The following is a 13,018-nucleotide window of genomic DNA, read 5'->3' as shown; positions in this document are numbered from 1 at the left end:
GCACCGTGACCATCCGCGAATTCAAGATGCCCGACGTGGGCGAGGGCCTCACCGAGGCCGAGATCCTCAAGTGGTACGTCCAGCCCGGTGACACCGTCACCGACGGGCAGGTCGTGTGCGAGGTCGAGACGGCGAAGGCGGCCGTGGAGCTGCCCATCCCGTTCGACGGCACCGTCCACGAGCTGCTGTTCCCCGAGGGCACGACGGTCGACGTCGGCCAGGTCATCATCTCGGTGAACGTGGGCGGCGGAGCGGAGCCCGCCGAGCCGGCGGCGCCGGCCGCGGCCGCCGCCCCGGCGCAGGAGCCGGTGGCCGAGCCGGCCGCCGAGCAGGCCCCGGAGGGCCGTCAGCCGGTCCTCGTCGGTTACGGCGTGGCCGCGTCCTCCACGAAGCGGCGGGCCCGCAAGGGCGCCGTGGTGCCCGGCCAGGCCGCCGCCGCGATCCAGGGCGAGCTCAACGGCCACGGCGGTGCCGCCACCGCGGCCCGCCCGCTGGCCAAGCCGCCCGTGCGCAAGCTCGCGAAGGACCTGGGCGTCGATCTGGCGACGGTCGTCCCGACCGGCCCGGACGGCATCATCACCCGCGAGGACGTGCACAAGGCGGCCGCCCCCGCGCCCGCCGCGCCGGCTCCGGTCGTCGAGGCGCCCGTCCCCGCTCCGGCCGCCGCTCCCGTTGCCGCTCCTGCGGCCGCCGTGTCGTCGGACGCGCGGGAGACCCGTATCCCCATCAAGGGCGTACGGAAGGCCACGGCGGCGGCGATGGTCGGCTCGGCCTTCACCGCGCCGCACGTCACCGAGTTCATCACCTTCGACATCACGCGCACGATGAAGCTGGTCGAGGAGCTCAAGTCCGACAGGGACATGGCGGGCCTGCGGGTCAACCCGCTCCTGCTGATCGCCAAGGCCGTCCTGGTCGCGATGAAGCGCAACCCGGACGTCAACGCGGCCTGGGACGAGGCCGCCCAGGAGATCGTGCTCAAGCACTACGTGAACCTGGGCATCGCCGCGGCCACCCCGCGCGGTCTGATCGTGCCGAACATCAAGGACGCGCACGCCCAGACCCTGCCGGAGCTGTCGAAGTCCCTGAGCGAGCTGGTCTCCACCGCCCGCGAGGGCAAGACCACCCCGGCGGCGATGCAGGGCGGCACCTTCACCATCACCAACGTCGGCGTCTTCGGCGTCGACACCGGTACGCCCATCATCAACCCGGGCGAGTCCGCGATCCTCGCGGTCGGTGCCATCAAGTTCCAGCCGTGGGTCCACAAGGGCAAGGTGAAGCCTCGCCAGGTCACCACCCTGGCGCTGTCCTTCGACCACCGCCTGATCGACGGCGAACTCGGCTCCAAGTTCCTGGCCGACGTCGCCGCGATTCTGGAGCAGCCGAAGCGGCTCATCACCTGGGCGTAAACGCCCGACGTCGTTTCACGTGAAACGCCCGGACGGCGGCACTCCGCCGCACCGGGCGTTTCCCGTTTTCCCGTGCCGGTCACGCTTGGCGAAAATACCTGTGGTGCCCCTGGGAAAGGCCTTTCTAGAGTCGTCGCCGACCGAGAACCACTTCGCTCGAACCAAGCTCGACACGAAGGGGGAATCATGAAGCTGTCGCTCAAGACGGCCCTGCGGGCCTCGACCATCCTGGGCGGAGCCGCGCTCCTCGCGGTGACCACCGCGACCTCGGCCTCGGCGACCGTCACCGCGTCCCACGGGTCCGACCGGGCGCAGGCCACGGCGTACTCGATGCGGGCGTACGACGGGGAGTCGGACGGCAACGGCGTGTACGCCGACGCCTACCTGGCCAACGGCGCCCACGTCTCGCAGTGGGACGGCAACGGCGCCCACGGCGACTGGGGCCCGTGGGCCACGTACAGCTCGCAGATCAAGCAGTTCCGGGTCTGCGAGGACCACACCGGCTGCTCGGCCTGGATCTACTGGCCCAGCTAGGCCGCTGGTCTGACCGCTTGAAGTGAAACGCCCGGCCGGGGACGGCGCCTCCCCGGCCGGGCGTACGCGTACGTGGATACGATCACCTCGGCGGTCGGGGGCAGAACGAGGGGGTGCCGTTTGACGTACGCGAAAGGGCCGGCGGAGGAAGCCCGGATCGAGGATGCGGGCAACGTCCTGGTCGCGCCTTCGACGCTGCGGGACGACGAGCTGAGGAAGGACTTCTTCGGGTCCGTCGTCGCCCCGGAAGACCTCGATTCCGGTTCGCTCGACCTCGCGGGGAAGACCGTCTACCTGTGCGGCGACATCGCCGCGATGAGCCGCCTTCCTCTGCGTGCGGCCGACCGGGTGTTCGTGATCCGGGAACTCTCCCACGGCTGCCGCGAGGACGTCGACGAACCGTGGACCCTCGTGGACCTCGGCCGGGTCCCCCTCCGCGTGCACGGCGTCGGCGTGTACTACCGCCGCTTCTTCGCACCCGGCGACGACCACTTCGGACGGATCCGTGCGGAGCACGCCTTCCAGTCCCTGACCGAGTCCACCAAACCCGGGGCCGCCCGCCGCAGCGGCATCTATCTGACGCCCGTCACGCGACACGGAGACGACCTGCATTTCCGCCTGCTGCGGTGCTCCACGAACCTCTCGGGGCCGACCGAGGGCTTCCGCCCGACCGACACGAGCATCGTCGAGGCCCTGAACGCCGAGGCCGCCTCCGTCTTCCGGAATCACGCGCCCCTCAACCACGTCCTCGCGCAGATCTACCACAACACCCGTGCCACGCCTGAGCGCAAGCAGTCCAAGGCCAGGATCTCGGCCCACGCCGACAAGACCAAGGACATGCCCGCCAACGGCGTCATGGCCTTCTGCACCTTCTACGACGGGCTCGACCAGCTGCGGCCCCTGGCCGAAGACCCCTTCGACCACGGCGTGAACGGCGTCAGCGCCCTGACCGGACTGCGGTTCCGGCTCAAGGAGCCGAACGGAGGAGGCGACGGGTCCGGGCTCCCTCCGCAGTTCACGGTGACCCTCCATCCCGGCTCCGTGCTCTTCATGCCGCTGTCCACCAACCGGCTGTACACGCACGAGATCCGGCCCTCGGCGCTGGACGCTTCGCTGCTCCCCACCCGCCTCGGGTACGTGGTGCGCTGTTCGAGCGCCGAAGCCGTCCACAGGAACGGCGACACGTTCCTCAAGGCCGCCGGAGGCGGTCTGGTGAAGCTGGAGCCGCCCACGCCGGACGGCATGGACGAGCTGCGCCGGCTGTACGCCGAGGAGAACAGGACCTCGGCCTTCGTCGACTACGGCGACGCGTTCCTCTTCAGCATGAACACGGGAGACTACGTTGCGCCCCGCGTCTAGCATCGCCGACGAGATCGTCTCCTGCGTCCTGCCGGCCGAGGAGAACCTCTTCACGGAGCTCTCCGCCTCGGTGCGCTGGGAAGACGTGGGGAAAGGCCGGCGAGCCGCCGTCATCGCCCGGGTCGACGCATCGGGCGACGTGCCTCTCGTACGCACCACCGCCCGGTACGGCAGCCCGGCGCAGCGCTTCCGACCGGCGCACGAACGGCTGGCGCGGCGGATCCGGGAACGCGCGGCGCTTCCGGCCGGCTTCAACAACGCCCTCGTCGAGACCTACACGAACGCCTACCGGACCATGGGCAGCCATTCCGACCAGGCGCTCGATCTGGCCGACGAGTCGTTCGTCGCCGTCTTCTCCTGCTACGAGGACCCCGGAGCGGGCCCGTCGAGAAAGCTGATCTTCGAGTCGAAGGAAGACGGCGGCGAGAAGCACGAGATCCTTCTCGCCCACCACGGCGTCGTCGCGTTCTCCGTCGGGACGAACCGGCGACTCAGGCACCGCATCGTCTGGGAGGCGCCCGCCGGCGCGGCGGACAACCCCTGGCTGGGCGTGACGTTCCGGACGTCGAAGACCTTCGTCCGGTTTCGCGACGGACAGGCCTACCTCCCGCACGGGGCGCGCCTCGTGGCGGCCGACGACGAGCAGAGGCGTGCGTTCTACCGGTTGCGACGCCGCGAGAACGACGAAGCGGACTTCGTCTACCCCGAGCTGACCTGCACCGTCAGCGAGAGCGACCTGATGCCGCCGGTCTGACCCGCCCGCCCAGGGCAGTGCCGTCCGCGATGCGGACGGGTCTGCCTCTTGCACCCCTGTTGTATCTATGCTGTGCGCATGCCGTCACCAGTGCCTTCGCCCGTCAGACAGCCCCCCGCCGCCGACCGCGTCTACATGCACGTCAAGCAGGCGGTCCTCGACCGGCGTTACGAGGGCGGCACCCTGCTCACCGAAGGGGAGCTCGCGCAGGCCGTCGGGGTGTCCCGCACACCGGTGCGCGAGGCGCTGCTCAAGCTGGAGATGGAAGGGCTGCTGAAGCTCTACCCGAAGAAGGGCGCCCTGGTCCTCGCCGTCTCCGCGCAGGAGATCGCGGACGTCGTCGAGACCCGGCTGCTCGTCGAGGAGTTCGCCGTACGCCGGGCCGTGCCCGCGCCGCCCGCGCTCGTCGCACGGCTCGAAGAGCTCCTGGAGGAGCAGAAGCGGCGGGCCGAGGCCGGTGACCTGGCCGAGGTGGCCGTCACCGACCGCTGCTTCCACGCCGAGATCGTCAAGCACGCCGGCAACCAGATCCTCGCCCGGCTCTACGACCAGCTCCGCGACCGTCAGTTGCGGATGGGCGTCGCGGTCATGCAGTCGCAGCCCGACCGGATCGCCAAGAACATCGCCGAGCACGCCGAGATCCTGGAGCGGATCAAGGCCGGGGACGCCGAAGGGGCCGCGCACTGCGTGCGGCAGCACCTCAGCTGGGTCAAGATCCTGGTGCGGGGTGACGAGCGATGAGCGGCCGTGACGGACACGGCTCCGGCGTCAGCCTGCCCGGCGATCCGCCCGGCGGCCGGCGCGCGGTCCTCGTCTGGGGCGTCGGCGTCGCCGTCTACTTCGTCGCCGTCATCTTCCGCACGTCCCTCGGCGTCGCCGGACTCGACGCCGCCGACCGCTTCGGGGTCAACGCCTCCGCGCTCTCCACCTTCTCCATACTCCAGCTGCTCGTGTACGCGGGCATGCAGATACCCGTCGGCCTCATGGTCGACCGCCTCGGCACGAAGAAGGTCCTGACCATCGGCGTCCTGCTGTTCACCCTCGGGCAGCTGGGCTTCGCGCTCTCCCCCTCGTACCCGATGGCACTCGCCTCCCGCGCCCTGCTCGGCTGCGGCGACGCGATGACCTTCATCAGCGTGCTGCGGCTCGGCACCCGCTGGTTCCCGGCCCGCCGCGGGCCGCTGGTCGCCCAGCTCGCCGGTCTCGTCGGGATGGCCGGAAACCTCGTCTCCACGATCGTCATCGCCCGGCTCCTGCACGGAGTCGGCTGGACGGCCGCCTTCGCGGGCAGCGCCGCCGCCGGCGTGGTCGTCCTCGTCCTGCTGCTGCTCTTCCTCAAGGACCACCCCGAGGGCCACGAGCCCGAGCCGTCCCCCGAGCAGGGGGCACCTCCCTCGCCCGCGGGCGCCGCCTTCGTCCGCCGGCAGATCGCCGAGTCCTGGCGCGAGCCGGGCACCCGGCTCGGCATGTGGGTGCACTTCACCACCCAGTTCCCCGCCATGGTGTTCCTGCTGCTCTGGGGGCTGCCCTTCCTGGTCGAGGCGCAGGGCCTGACACGGGAGACCGCCGGGGAACTGCTGACCCTCGTGGTGGCCTCCAACATGCTCGTGGGGCTCGTCTACGGCCAGATCATCGCCCGGCACCACGCCGCCCGCGCGCCCCTGGCGCTCGGCACCATCGCGGTGACGGCCACCCTGTGGGCGACCACCCTCGTCTACCCCGGCGACCACGCGCCGATGTGGCTGCTCGTGACGCTCTGCACCGTGCTCGGCGCCTGCGGCCCCGCCTCGATGATCGGCTTCGACTTCGCCCGCCCCGCCAACCCGCCGGAGCGGCAGGGCACCGCCTCCGGCATCGTCAACATGGGCGGCTTCGTCGCCTCGATGACGACGCTCTTCGCGGTGGGCGTGCTGCTCGACGCGACGGGCGACGACTACCGGATCGCCTTCTCCTCCGTCTTCGTCCTGGAGGCCCTGGGCGTCGTCCAGATCCTGCGCCTCAAGGCCCGCACCGCGCGACGGGAGCGGGAACGGCTCGTCGCCAGCCGCGTGGAGGCCGTGCACGTTCCCGCGTGACGATCAGTTCGGGGTCACCGCGAAGTTCGCCAGGATCGCCCGGGCCAGGTGCTCGTCGCCCTCCGTCTTGACCCGGTCGGCGACGTCGGAGGGGCGGACGCGGCCGCAGGCCAGGCGGACGTACGTCTCCCAGTCCGTCGCCAGCGTCACGGCGGGGCCGAGCGACGGGGCGCCGTCGACGGTGCCGTTGCCCTCGGCGTCCACGCGGACCGTGCGCAGGAACTCCACCGGGCCGCTCACGTCGAAGACCACCGCCGACTGCGGCGGCGCCCCGGCGTCCTTGGCGACCACCTTCGGCAGGGCCTCCAGGAGCACGTCACGGGTGACGTACGCGCCGGGGGAGTCCCAGTTGCCCGGGGCGTTGAGCGTGGCGCGCAGGTCCTGCTCGTGCACCCAGCAGTCGAAGGCCCGCATCCGGTAGGCCAGTTCCAGGGTCTGCTCGGCGCCGAGGGGGGCGCGGATCAGGGCGTCGGGCTGCCGGTTCTCGTTGCGCAGCTGGCGGGCCCGGCGGATCAGTACGTACTCCAGCTCCGAGGTCATCTCCGGCGCGGTGTGGTGCCGCCGCACATCGACCTGCATCTCCATGTAGCGGGCGAAGTCGGTGCGCACGTGGTAGAGGTCGCGGGGCAGGGTGTGGATGGGGCGGGGGTCGCCCAGCATCTCGGTCTCCATGCCGATGACGTGGGAGACGATGTCGCGGACGGACCAGCCCGGGCACGGCGTGGCGCGGTTCCACTCGCCCTCGACGAGCGGCTGCACCAGCTCGGCTATCGCTTCGATGGAGTGGGTCCAGGCGTCGGCGTAGTTCTGGAGGCTGGGATGGACGGTCACGGGACCCCTCGGCGGTTCTTCGTGCTCGGGCTGCTGGCGTAGCGGGCGGGCTGAAACATGACTGCGTGGAGGCTCGGACGCTAAGTTACGCTGCCCGAAGGCACCCCGGCAGTGCTTTCGTGTGACGATCGTAGGCCGGTGTTGACGGCTCGAATGCCAGGACGGTGGTAGTGTGCGCGCCTCACTGATCCAGATCGCGGTAGACCCGGACGAACCGGTCGAGGACCGGCGGGCGCGCGTGGCCCGGCTCGTACGGGAGGAGCGGGGCGCCGCCGATCTCGTCGTCCTCCCGGAGCTGTGGCCGATGGGCGCCTTCGCCTACGAGGCGTTCGCCGCCGAGGCCGAGCCGGTGAAGGGCCCCACGTACGCGGCGATGTCCGCCGCCGCGCGGGACGCCGGGGTGTGGCTGCACGCGGGCTCGGTCGTGGAGGCGGCCGGTGGCGCCCTCTACAACACCTCGCTCGTCTTCTCCCCCGACGGCGAGCTCGCCGCGAGCTACCGCAAGATCCACCGCTTCGGCTTCGACAAGGGTGAGGCCGTGCTGATGGCGGCCGGCGAGGACCTGGTGACCGTCGGCCTGCCGCGGCTGACCGTCGGCGTCGCCACCTGCTACGACCTGCGCTTCCCCGAGCTGTTCCGCGGCCTGGTCGACGCCGGTGCCGAGGCCTTCGTGATTCCGGCGGGCTGGCCGGCCCGGCGCCTCGCGCACTGGACGCTGCTCGCGCGGGCGCGCGCCGTCGAGAACCAGGCGTACGTGCTGGCCTGCGCGACCGCGGGCACGCACGCCGGCGTGGAGCAGTCCGGGCACTCGCTCGTCGTCGACCCGTGGGGCGAGGTCCTGGCCGAGGCGGGCCCGGACGAGGAGATCCTCCGGGTCGAGCTCGACCCGGCGAAGGTCACGACGACCCGGGAGCAGTTCCCGGCCCTGAAGGACCGGGTCCTGGGCCGCCCCTGAACGGGCCGGGCGGCGGCCCCTCGACGCCCCTCTAGGAATTGGCCTCGGCCCACAGCTCGGTGGCCCTGCGGACACCCGCCTTCACGGCGCCGAACCGGGTCAGGGCCGAGCGGTCCACCCCGGCGAAGATCAGCGCCAGGGAGAGGTCGCCGCCCTCCGCCCGCCCGGTGGCCTGGACGGTCAGCTTCCGGCCCTTGCCCCGGCCCGACTCGCGGACGGTCACCGTGACGCCCGGGTCCTCCTCGTCGGCCGCGCGCGACAGCACGTAGCCGCGCTTGTCGAGGGCGGACAGCCGGTAGTGGTCGCCTGCGTGACGCAGCACCAGGGAACGCTGGTGCAGCGTCGCGCCCAGGCGGTTGCGGGTCATGTACACGATCCGGTCGCCGACCCGCAGCGTGGCCCGGTTCAGGGTCGGCAGGCCGAGGTTCTCGGCGTGTATCCCGCGCGACTCGTAGCTGGCCGGCGGGACGAGACCGCCGCGCAGCTCCGACACGATGAGCTCCGGGAGCGTACGGGGCAGCGGGCAGACCAGTGTGAGCTCGCCGAACTCCGGCGAGACGCCCCGCCAGCCGTTCAGCCGCTCCGGCCGCTTCCCCTCCTGCCAGCGGTGCAGGGTGAACGGCGTGACGGTGGTGTGCACGGATACGGCTCCTTCGGGCGGCGGTCGGACAGGGTGGGCAAGAACGGCGACGCGTTCAGACGGTGATCGCGTTCAGGGCGGCGGGCCGGACCGCGGCCTCCGCCTCCGGCGACGGCGCGTACTCGGCCCACGCCGCCGCCAGTCTCCGCACCGCGGCGACGAGGGTGTCGTGCGGCAGGAGGAAGTGCAGCCGCAGCATGCGGGCGCTGCCGCCCAGGGCGTCCATGGTCGAACCGGGCAGCACGGCGACGCCGTGGCGCAGCGCGAGCTGGGCGAACGAGACGCCGTCGCCGTACGGGAGCCGCACCCACAGCGTCTGGCCGCCTGCGGCCGGCGGGCAGTCCCAGGAGGGCAGCAGCCGGGCCAGCTCGGCCCGCAACAGGTCGTGTCCGGCCCGCAGTTCCGCCACGCGCGAGCGGACGATCGGATCGAAGTCGCCCAGCAGCCGGGCCGCCACCAGCTGCGCCGGAACGTCACTGCCGAGGTCGTGCAGCGCCTTCAGCCGCGCGAGCCGCGCGATCAGCGGTGCGGGGCCCCGCACCCAGCCGATCCGCAGCCCGCCCCAGACCGATTTGCTGAGCGACCCGATGGCGACGACCCCCGTGCCGTACGCGGACAGGGGCGGCGGCCCCTCGCACCCGCCGGCCCCGGCGCCGGCCCCGGCCCCCGCCCAGGTTTCGGGCCCAGCCCCCGCCCCCGCCCAGGTTTCGGGCCCGTCGAGGCGCAGCTCGCTCAGCACCTCGTCGTCGATCAGCGGCACGCCGTACGCCTCCGCCGCCTCGACCAGGCGCCGCCCCAGCAGCGGCGGCAGGACCGTACCGGTCGGGTTCTGGAAGCGGGGGATCACATAGGCCAAGGCGGGGCGGTGACGTTCCATCACCCGGATCGCCGCGTCCACGTCGAGCCCGTCGGGGCCCACCGCCACCGGATGAGGTACGGCCGCGGCCTCCCGGAAGAGGTCGAGGGCGCCCGGATAGGTCGGCGCCTCCACCAGGACCCCGTCGCCCGGCGCCACGAGGAGCCGGGTGAGCAGGCCGATCGCCTGCTGGGCGCCGGTGGTGACGAGGATCTGCTCCGGGCCGGTCGGCAGGCCGCGGCGCGCGTAGCGGCCGGCGACCGCGGTCCGCAGCGCGGGCAGACCGGCCGGGTGGTAGCCGAGGTCGTCCGCCGGCAGCACGAGACGCGCGTACGCCTCCGCGAGCGCGGGCGGCGGTGACGGCGGTGCCGCGCAGCTCAACAGCAGGACGTCGTCGACGGGTTCGAGCAGGTGCAGGAACATCGGGTTGGACGTCTCCGTCACCCTCGGCTCCCCCGGGGGCGTGAGCGCGGCCGGTGCCACCCGCGTGCCGCTGCCCTGCCGGCGCACCAGGCGCCCCTCCTGCCGCAGCGTCTCGTACGCGGCGACCACCGTCGTCCGGCCCACCGAGAGCGCGCCCGCGAGTCTCCGGTCCGGGGGCAGCGCGGCCCCCGGCGGCAGCAGGCCCTCGTCGATCAACTGTCGTACCCGGGCCGCGAGAAGCAGGTACATCGGCCCGCGTCCGGCCGACCAGCGGCCGAGCCAGGCCACCAGTTCGCCCAGGGAGGGTGTCATTGGATCCATCGGCGGACCAATCTGCCGGGATTGGATCTGTGGGCGCAAGCCCGCCGTCCACAGACTGAACGCCATGAGCGCCGACCTCCTTCCCGACACGTCCCGTCCCGAGACCCTCGCCGTCCACTCCCCGCAGCCGGAGATCCGCGGCAGCCGGCCGCTCGGCGTGCCCCTCCACCAGGGACACGTCTTCGCCTTCGAGAGCGCGGACGCCCTCGCCGAGGCCTTCGAGTCGCCCGACGCCTTCCTCTACAGCCGCATGGGCAATCCGACGGTCCGCGCCCTGGAGACCGCGGTCGCCCGCCTGGAGGGAGGCGCCGACGCCCACTCGTTCGCCTCCGGCATGGGCGCCATCAACGGCGTCCTGCTCGCGCTGCTCTCCACCGGCGGGCACGTCATCGCCCAGCGCTGCCTGTACGGCGGCACCTACGCCGTCCTCACCGACCTCGCCGAACGCTGGGGCGTCGAGGTCACGTACGTCTCCGGGACGGACGCCGACGAGGTGCGGGCCGCGCTGCGGCCGGAGACCCGGCTGCTGTACCTGGAGACGATCGCCAACCCCACCACCCGGGTCTCCGACCTGCCCGCGCTGATCGCCGTCGCGCGGGAGGCGGGCGTGCCCACCTGCGTCGACAACACCTTCGCCTCGCCGCTGCTGTGCCGGCCGATCGGGTACGGCGCGGACATCGTCGTCCACTCCGCGACCAAGTACCTCGCGGGCCACGCCGACGTCCTCGGCGGGATCGCCGTCTTCAAGGACGTCGGGACGCACCGCCGGGTCCGTCACCACGCCGTCGAACTGGGCGCCGTCACCGATCCGTTCGCCGCGTGGCTGACGCTGCGCGGGCTGCAGACCCTGCCGCTGCGCGTCGAGCGGCAGTGCGCGAACGCCGCCGAGCTGGCCGGCCGGCTCGCCGCCCACCCGGCGGTCGCCGCCGTCCGCCACCCGGCGCTCGCCGGGCACCCGGACCACGAGGTGGCCGCGCGGCTGCTGCCGCGGGGCGGCGGCGGGGTGGTCTCGCTGGACCTCGCGGGCGGGCGGGAGGCCGGGCGGGCCTTCGTCGAGGCGGTGCGGGTGGCCTCGCTGAGCGTCTCGCTCGGCGACGTGAAGACCCTGGTCATGCACCCGGCCTCGACCTCCCACCGCCAGCTGGACGAGGCGGCGCTCACGGCGGCGGGCATCGGCCCGGGCACGGTCCGGATCTCCGTCGGCATCGAGCACGTCGAGGACCTGTGGACGGACCTGGCCCAGGCGCTGGAGAAGGCCGCCGCGGCCGGGACGGTCTGAGCCGGTCAGTCCTCCCGTTCCCGCTCGGCCATCCGGATCACGCACACCGCGATCGCGACGAGCAGGGCGGAGTCGGCGTCCTCGCGGACCACGTTCACGGCGTAGGTGTCGCGGACGTGGAACCACTGGCGCGAGATGTGGGCGAGGAGTTCGCCGTCGTACTCGACGGTGAACTCCCGGTCCAGGATCCGTCCGCTGACGTCGAGTTCGGTGCCCTCGACGAGGGTGACGCGGTAGTGGTTGCGCAGCAGCGAGAGCCGTTTGCGGCGCACGGTGGCGAGCGGCCGCTCCTCCCGCTCGATCGTCATCGTGTCGCGCAGGCTGAACATCTTCTGCCGCAGTGTGACCAGCACCCGCCCGTCGGGGTCCTTCAGCTCCAGGGTGTCGCGCAGCCGCAGCGCCTTCCCGTCGACGAGGAAGGCGTGCCGGCCCCGCTCGTCCTCGATCCAGTAGTCGTCGCCGATCGCGAAGATCTTGTCCCGTACCAGGTATTTCATGACGGAATGCCTTCCCCGTCACGGGGAGAAGTCACGGGGAGAAGTAGCGGGTGAAGGGGTCGGAGCTGACGCCGAGCTCGGTGCCGAAGGGCGTGTCGAGCTGGTGGATCAGGAGCACCGTGAAGGCGATGAAGCCCGACAGGCCCATCACCAGGATGACGTGGGTGCTGCTGCGGTTGAGGCCGAAGAGGAACATGAAGGCGACGGTGAGGACGCCGCCGATGACGAGTCCCGCCCACAGGACGACGGAGAGGCGTTCGTCGGCCGCCGCCTCGCGGCCCCGGCGGGCGTCGTCCACGTAGCCGATCTGGGCCAGCACCTCCTGGGCGGCGATCTGCTGGGACGTGGTGGCCTTGCCGCGCAGCTCGCCCGCGGCGCGCAGCCGGTCGAGCAGGGCCCAGCCCTCCGCGCCGAGGGGCTCGCGCTCGGCCATCCTGGCCCATTCGACGTCCACGACGTGCCCGGCGTACGTACGGGCCGCCTCGCGCAGCGGCCGGCGCTGCTCGGCGGGGAGGGCGTCGGCCAGGAGGTACGTCTGGTGCAGGGCGCTCGCCTCGGCCTGGACGCGGTCGTCGGCGGTGGCGCGGTTGTCCCAGACGGAGACCAGGCAGAGGCCGAGCACCAGCGCGTAGAAGACCGACACCATCATCGAGATGTACTCGGCGACGTCCTCGCGGGGCAGGTCGTCCGGCCGCCGTGGGAAGAGCTTGGTCTTGAGGTACACCGCGAGGGCGGCGAGCAGGGCGACGGCGAAGATGACGGTGAGGGTTTCCAGCAGGGCCATGAGGTCTGGGGCCTCTCCGGGCGCTCAGTGGTGGCGGCGACTGCCGAGCAGCGCGGCGGCGACGGCGGCGGGGATGAGGATCAGCAGCAGCGTCAGGACGACGCCGCGCCGGGGGAGTTCACGGGAACGGCGCTGCAGACGCGCCAGCAGGCCTTCGTCCCCGGCGGCGGTGACCCGTTCGGGTGACACCGGGGGCCGCTGGACGGCGGGCACCTCACCCACGGCAGGCACCTCACCCACGGCGGGCACCTCACCCACGGCGGGCACCTCGGCCGCGCCGGGTGCCTCGCCGACGGCGCCGGGA

General features: G+C 72.4%; 13 protein-coding genes and 1 pseudogene. 8 read left to right on the top strand and 6 right to left on the bottom strand.

Translation table 11 applies throughout. The features are described 5' to 3' along the window. Positions 1–26 precede the first annotated feature (26 nt). The 6 genes from ACFWJO_RS34580 to ACFWJO_RS34555 all read left to right on the top strand — a co-directional run bounded on the left by ACFWJO_RS34580 (position 27) and on the right by ACFWJO_RS34555 (position 6,128). Positions 27–1,406 carry a dihydrolipoamide acetyltransferase family protein gene (locus ACFWJO_RS34580; RefSeq protein WP_386871760.1) on the top strand — a complete coding sequence of 460 codons (1,380 nt, stop codon included), beginning with the start codon at positions 27–29 and terminating at the stop codon, positions 1,404–1,406. Between the two features lie 186 nt (positions 1,407–1,592). Continuing rightward, positions 1,593–1,940, top strand: coding sequence for a hypothetical protein (locus tag ACFWJO_RS34575; protein WP_386871727.1), 348 nt, complete (start codon positions 1,593–1,595; stop codon positions 1,938–1,940). A gap of 120 nt (positions 1,941–2,060) precedes the next feature. Next, the gene (locus tag ACFWJO_RS34570) at positions 2,061–3,299 is read left to right on the top strand and encodes a hypothetical protein (RefSeq protein ID WP_386871725.1); all 1,239 of its coding nucleotides are present in this window, start codon (positions 2,061–2,063) and stop codon (positions 3,297–3,299) included. Further along, positions 3,283–4,053: a hypothetical protein gene (locus ACFWJO_RS34565; RefSeq protein WP_386871723.1), complete on the top strand. Its 771-nt coding sequence runs from the start codon at positions 3,283–3,285 to the stop codon at positions 4,051–4,053. The genes ACFWJO_RS34570 and ACFWJO_RS34565 overlap by 17 nt, the downstream gene beginning before the upstream one ends. Before the next feature lie 78 nt (positions 4,054–4,131). Next, positions 4,132–4,794, top strand: coding sequence for a GntR family transcriptional regulator (locus tag ACFWJO_RS34560; RefSeq protein ID WP_386871721.1), 663 nt, complete (start codon positions 4,132–4,134; stop codon positions 4,792–4,794). Continuing rightward, positions 4,791–6,128 carry a nitrate/nitrite transporter gene (locus ACFWJO_RS34555; protein WP_386871719.1) on the top strand — a complete coding sequence of 446 codons (1,338 nt, stop codon included), beginning with the start codon at positions 4,791–4,793 and terminating at the stop codon, positions 6,126–6,128. Before ACFWJO_RS34560 ends, ACFWJO_RS34555 begins: the two co-directional genes overlap by 4 nt. A gap of 3 nt (positions 6,129–6,131) precedes the next feature. On the opposite strand, the gene ACFWJO_RS34550 is transcribed toward ACFWJO_RS34555, so the two are convergent. Next, positions 6,132–6,959 carry a maleylpyruvate isomerase family mycothiol-dependent enzyme gene (locus ACFWJO_RS34550; RefSeq protein ID WP_386871717.1) on the bottom strand — a complete coding sequence of 276 codons (828 nt, stop codon included), beginning with the start codon at positions 6,957–6,959 and terminating at the stop codon, positions 6,132–6,134. 172 nt (positions 6,960–7,131) lie between these two features. Here ACFWJO_RS34550 and ACFWJO_RS34545 point away from each other — a divergent pair, with 172 nt between their 5' ends. After that, a complete protein-coding gene (locus tag ACFWJO_RS34545; protein ID WP_386871715.1) occupies positions 7,132–7,914 on the top strand; it encodes a carbon-nitrogen family hydrolase in 783 nt (260 codons plus the stop codon). 31 nt (positions 7,915–7,945) lie between these two features. Here ACFWJO_RS34545 and ACFWJO_RS34540 read toward each other — a convergent pair whose 3' ends face one another. Then, positions 7,946–8,554, bottom strand: a complete 609-nt coding sequence (locus tag ACFWJO_RS34540; protein WP_386871713.1) for a hypothetical protein — start codon at positions 8,552–8,554, stop codon at positions 7,946–7,948. A gap of 55 nt (positions 8,555–8,609) precedes the next feature. Beyond that, positions 8,610–10,145: a PLP-dependent aminotransferase family protein gene (locus ACFWJO_RS34535; protein WP_386871711.1), complete on the bottom strand. Its 1,536-nt coding sequence runs from the start codon at positions 10,143–10,145 to the stop codon at positions 8,610–8,612. 73 nt (positions 10,146–10,218) lie between these two features. Here ACFWJO_RS34535 and ACFWJO_RS34530 point away from each other — a divergent pair, with 73 nt between their 5' ends. After that, entirely contained in the window at positions 10,219–11,433 is a 1,215-nt protein-coding gene (locus tag ACFWJO_RS34530) for a trans-sulfuration enzyme family protein (protein WP_386871709.1), read from the top strand. A 5-nt stretch (positions 11,434–11,438) separates the two neighbouring features. On the opposite strand, the gene ACFWJO_RS34525 is transcribed toward ACFWJO_RS34530, so the two are convergent. The 3 genes and pseudogenes from ACFWJO_RS34525 to ACFWJO_RS34515 form a co-directional block, all read right to left on the bottom strand. Beyond that, on the bottom strand, positions 11,439–11,930 hold the full coding sequence (locus ACFWJO_RS34525; RefSeq protein ID WP_386871707.1) for an LURP-one-related/scramblase family protein: 492 nt from the start codon (positions 11,928–11,930) through the stop codon (positions 11,439–11,441). A gap of 31 nt (positions 11,931–11,961) precedes the next feature. Further along, positions 11,962–12,714 carry a hypothetical protein gene (locus ACFWJO_RS34520; RefSeq protein WP_386871705.1) on the bottom strand — a complete coding sequence of 251 codons (753 nt, stop codon included), beginning with the start codon at positions 12,712–12,714 and terminating at the stop codon, positions 11,962–11,964. 24 nt (positions 12,715–12,738) lie between these two features. Continuing rightward, a pseudogene (locus ACFWJO_RS34515) lies at positions 12,739–13,018 on the bottom strand (hypothetical protein); the annotation flags it as partial.

The organism is Streptomyces sp. NPDC127092 (assembly GCF_042722475.1).
Taxonomy (GTDB): domain Bacteria; phylum Actinomycetota; class Actinomycetes; order Streptomycetales; family Streptomycetaceae; genus Streptomyces.
This window is presented reverse-complemented; position numbering and strand designations above follow the sequence as displayed.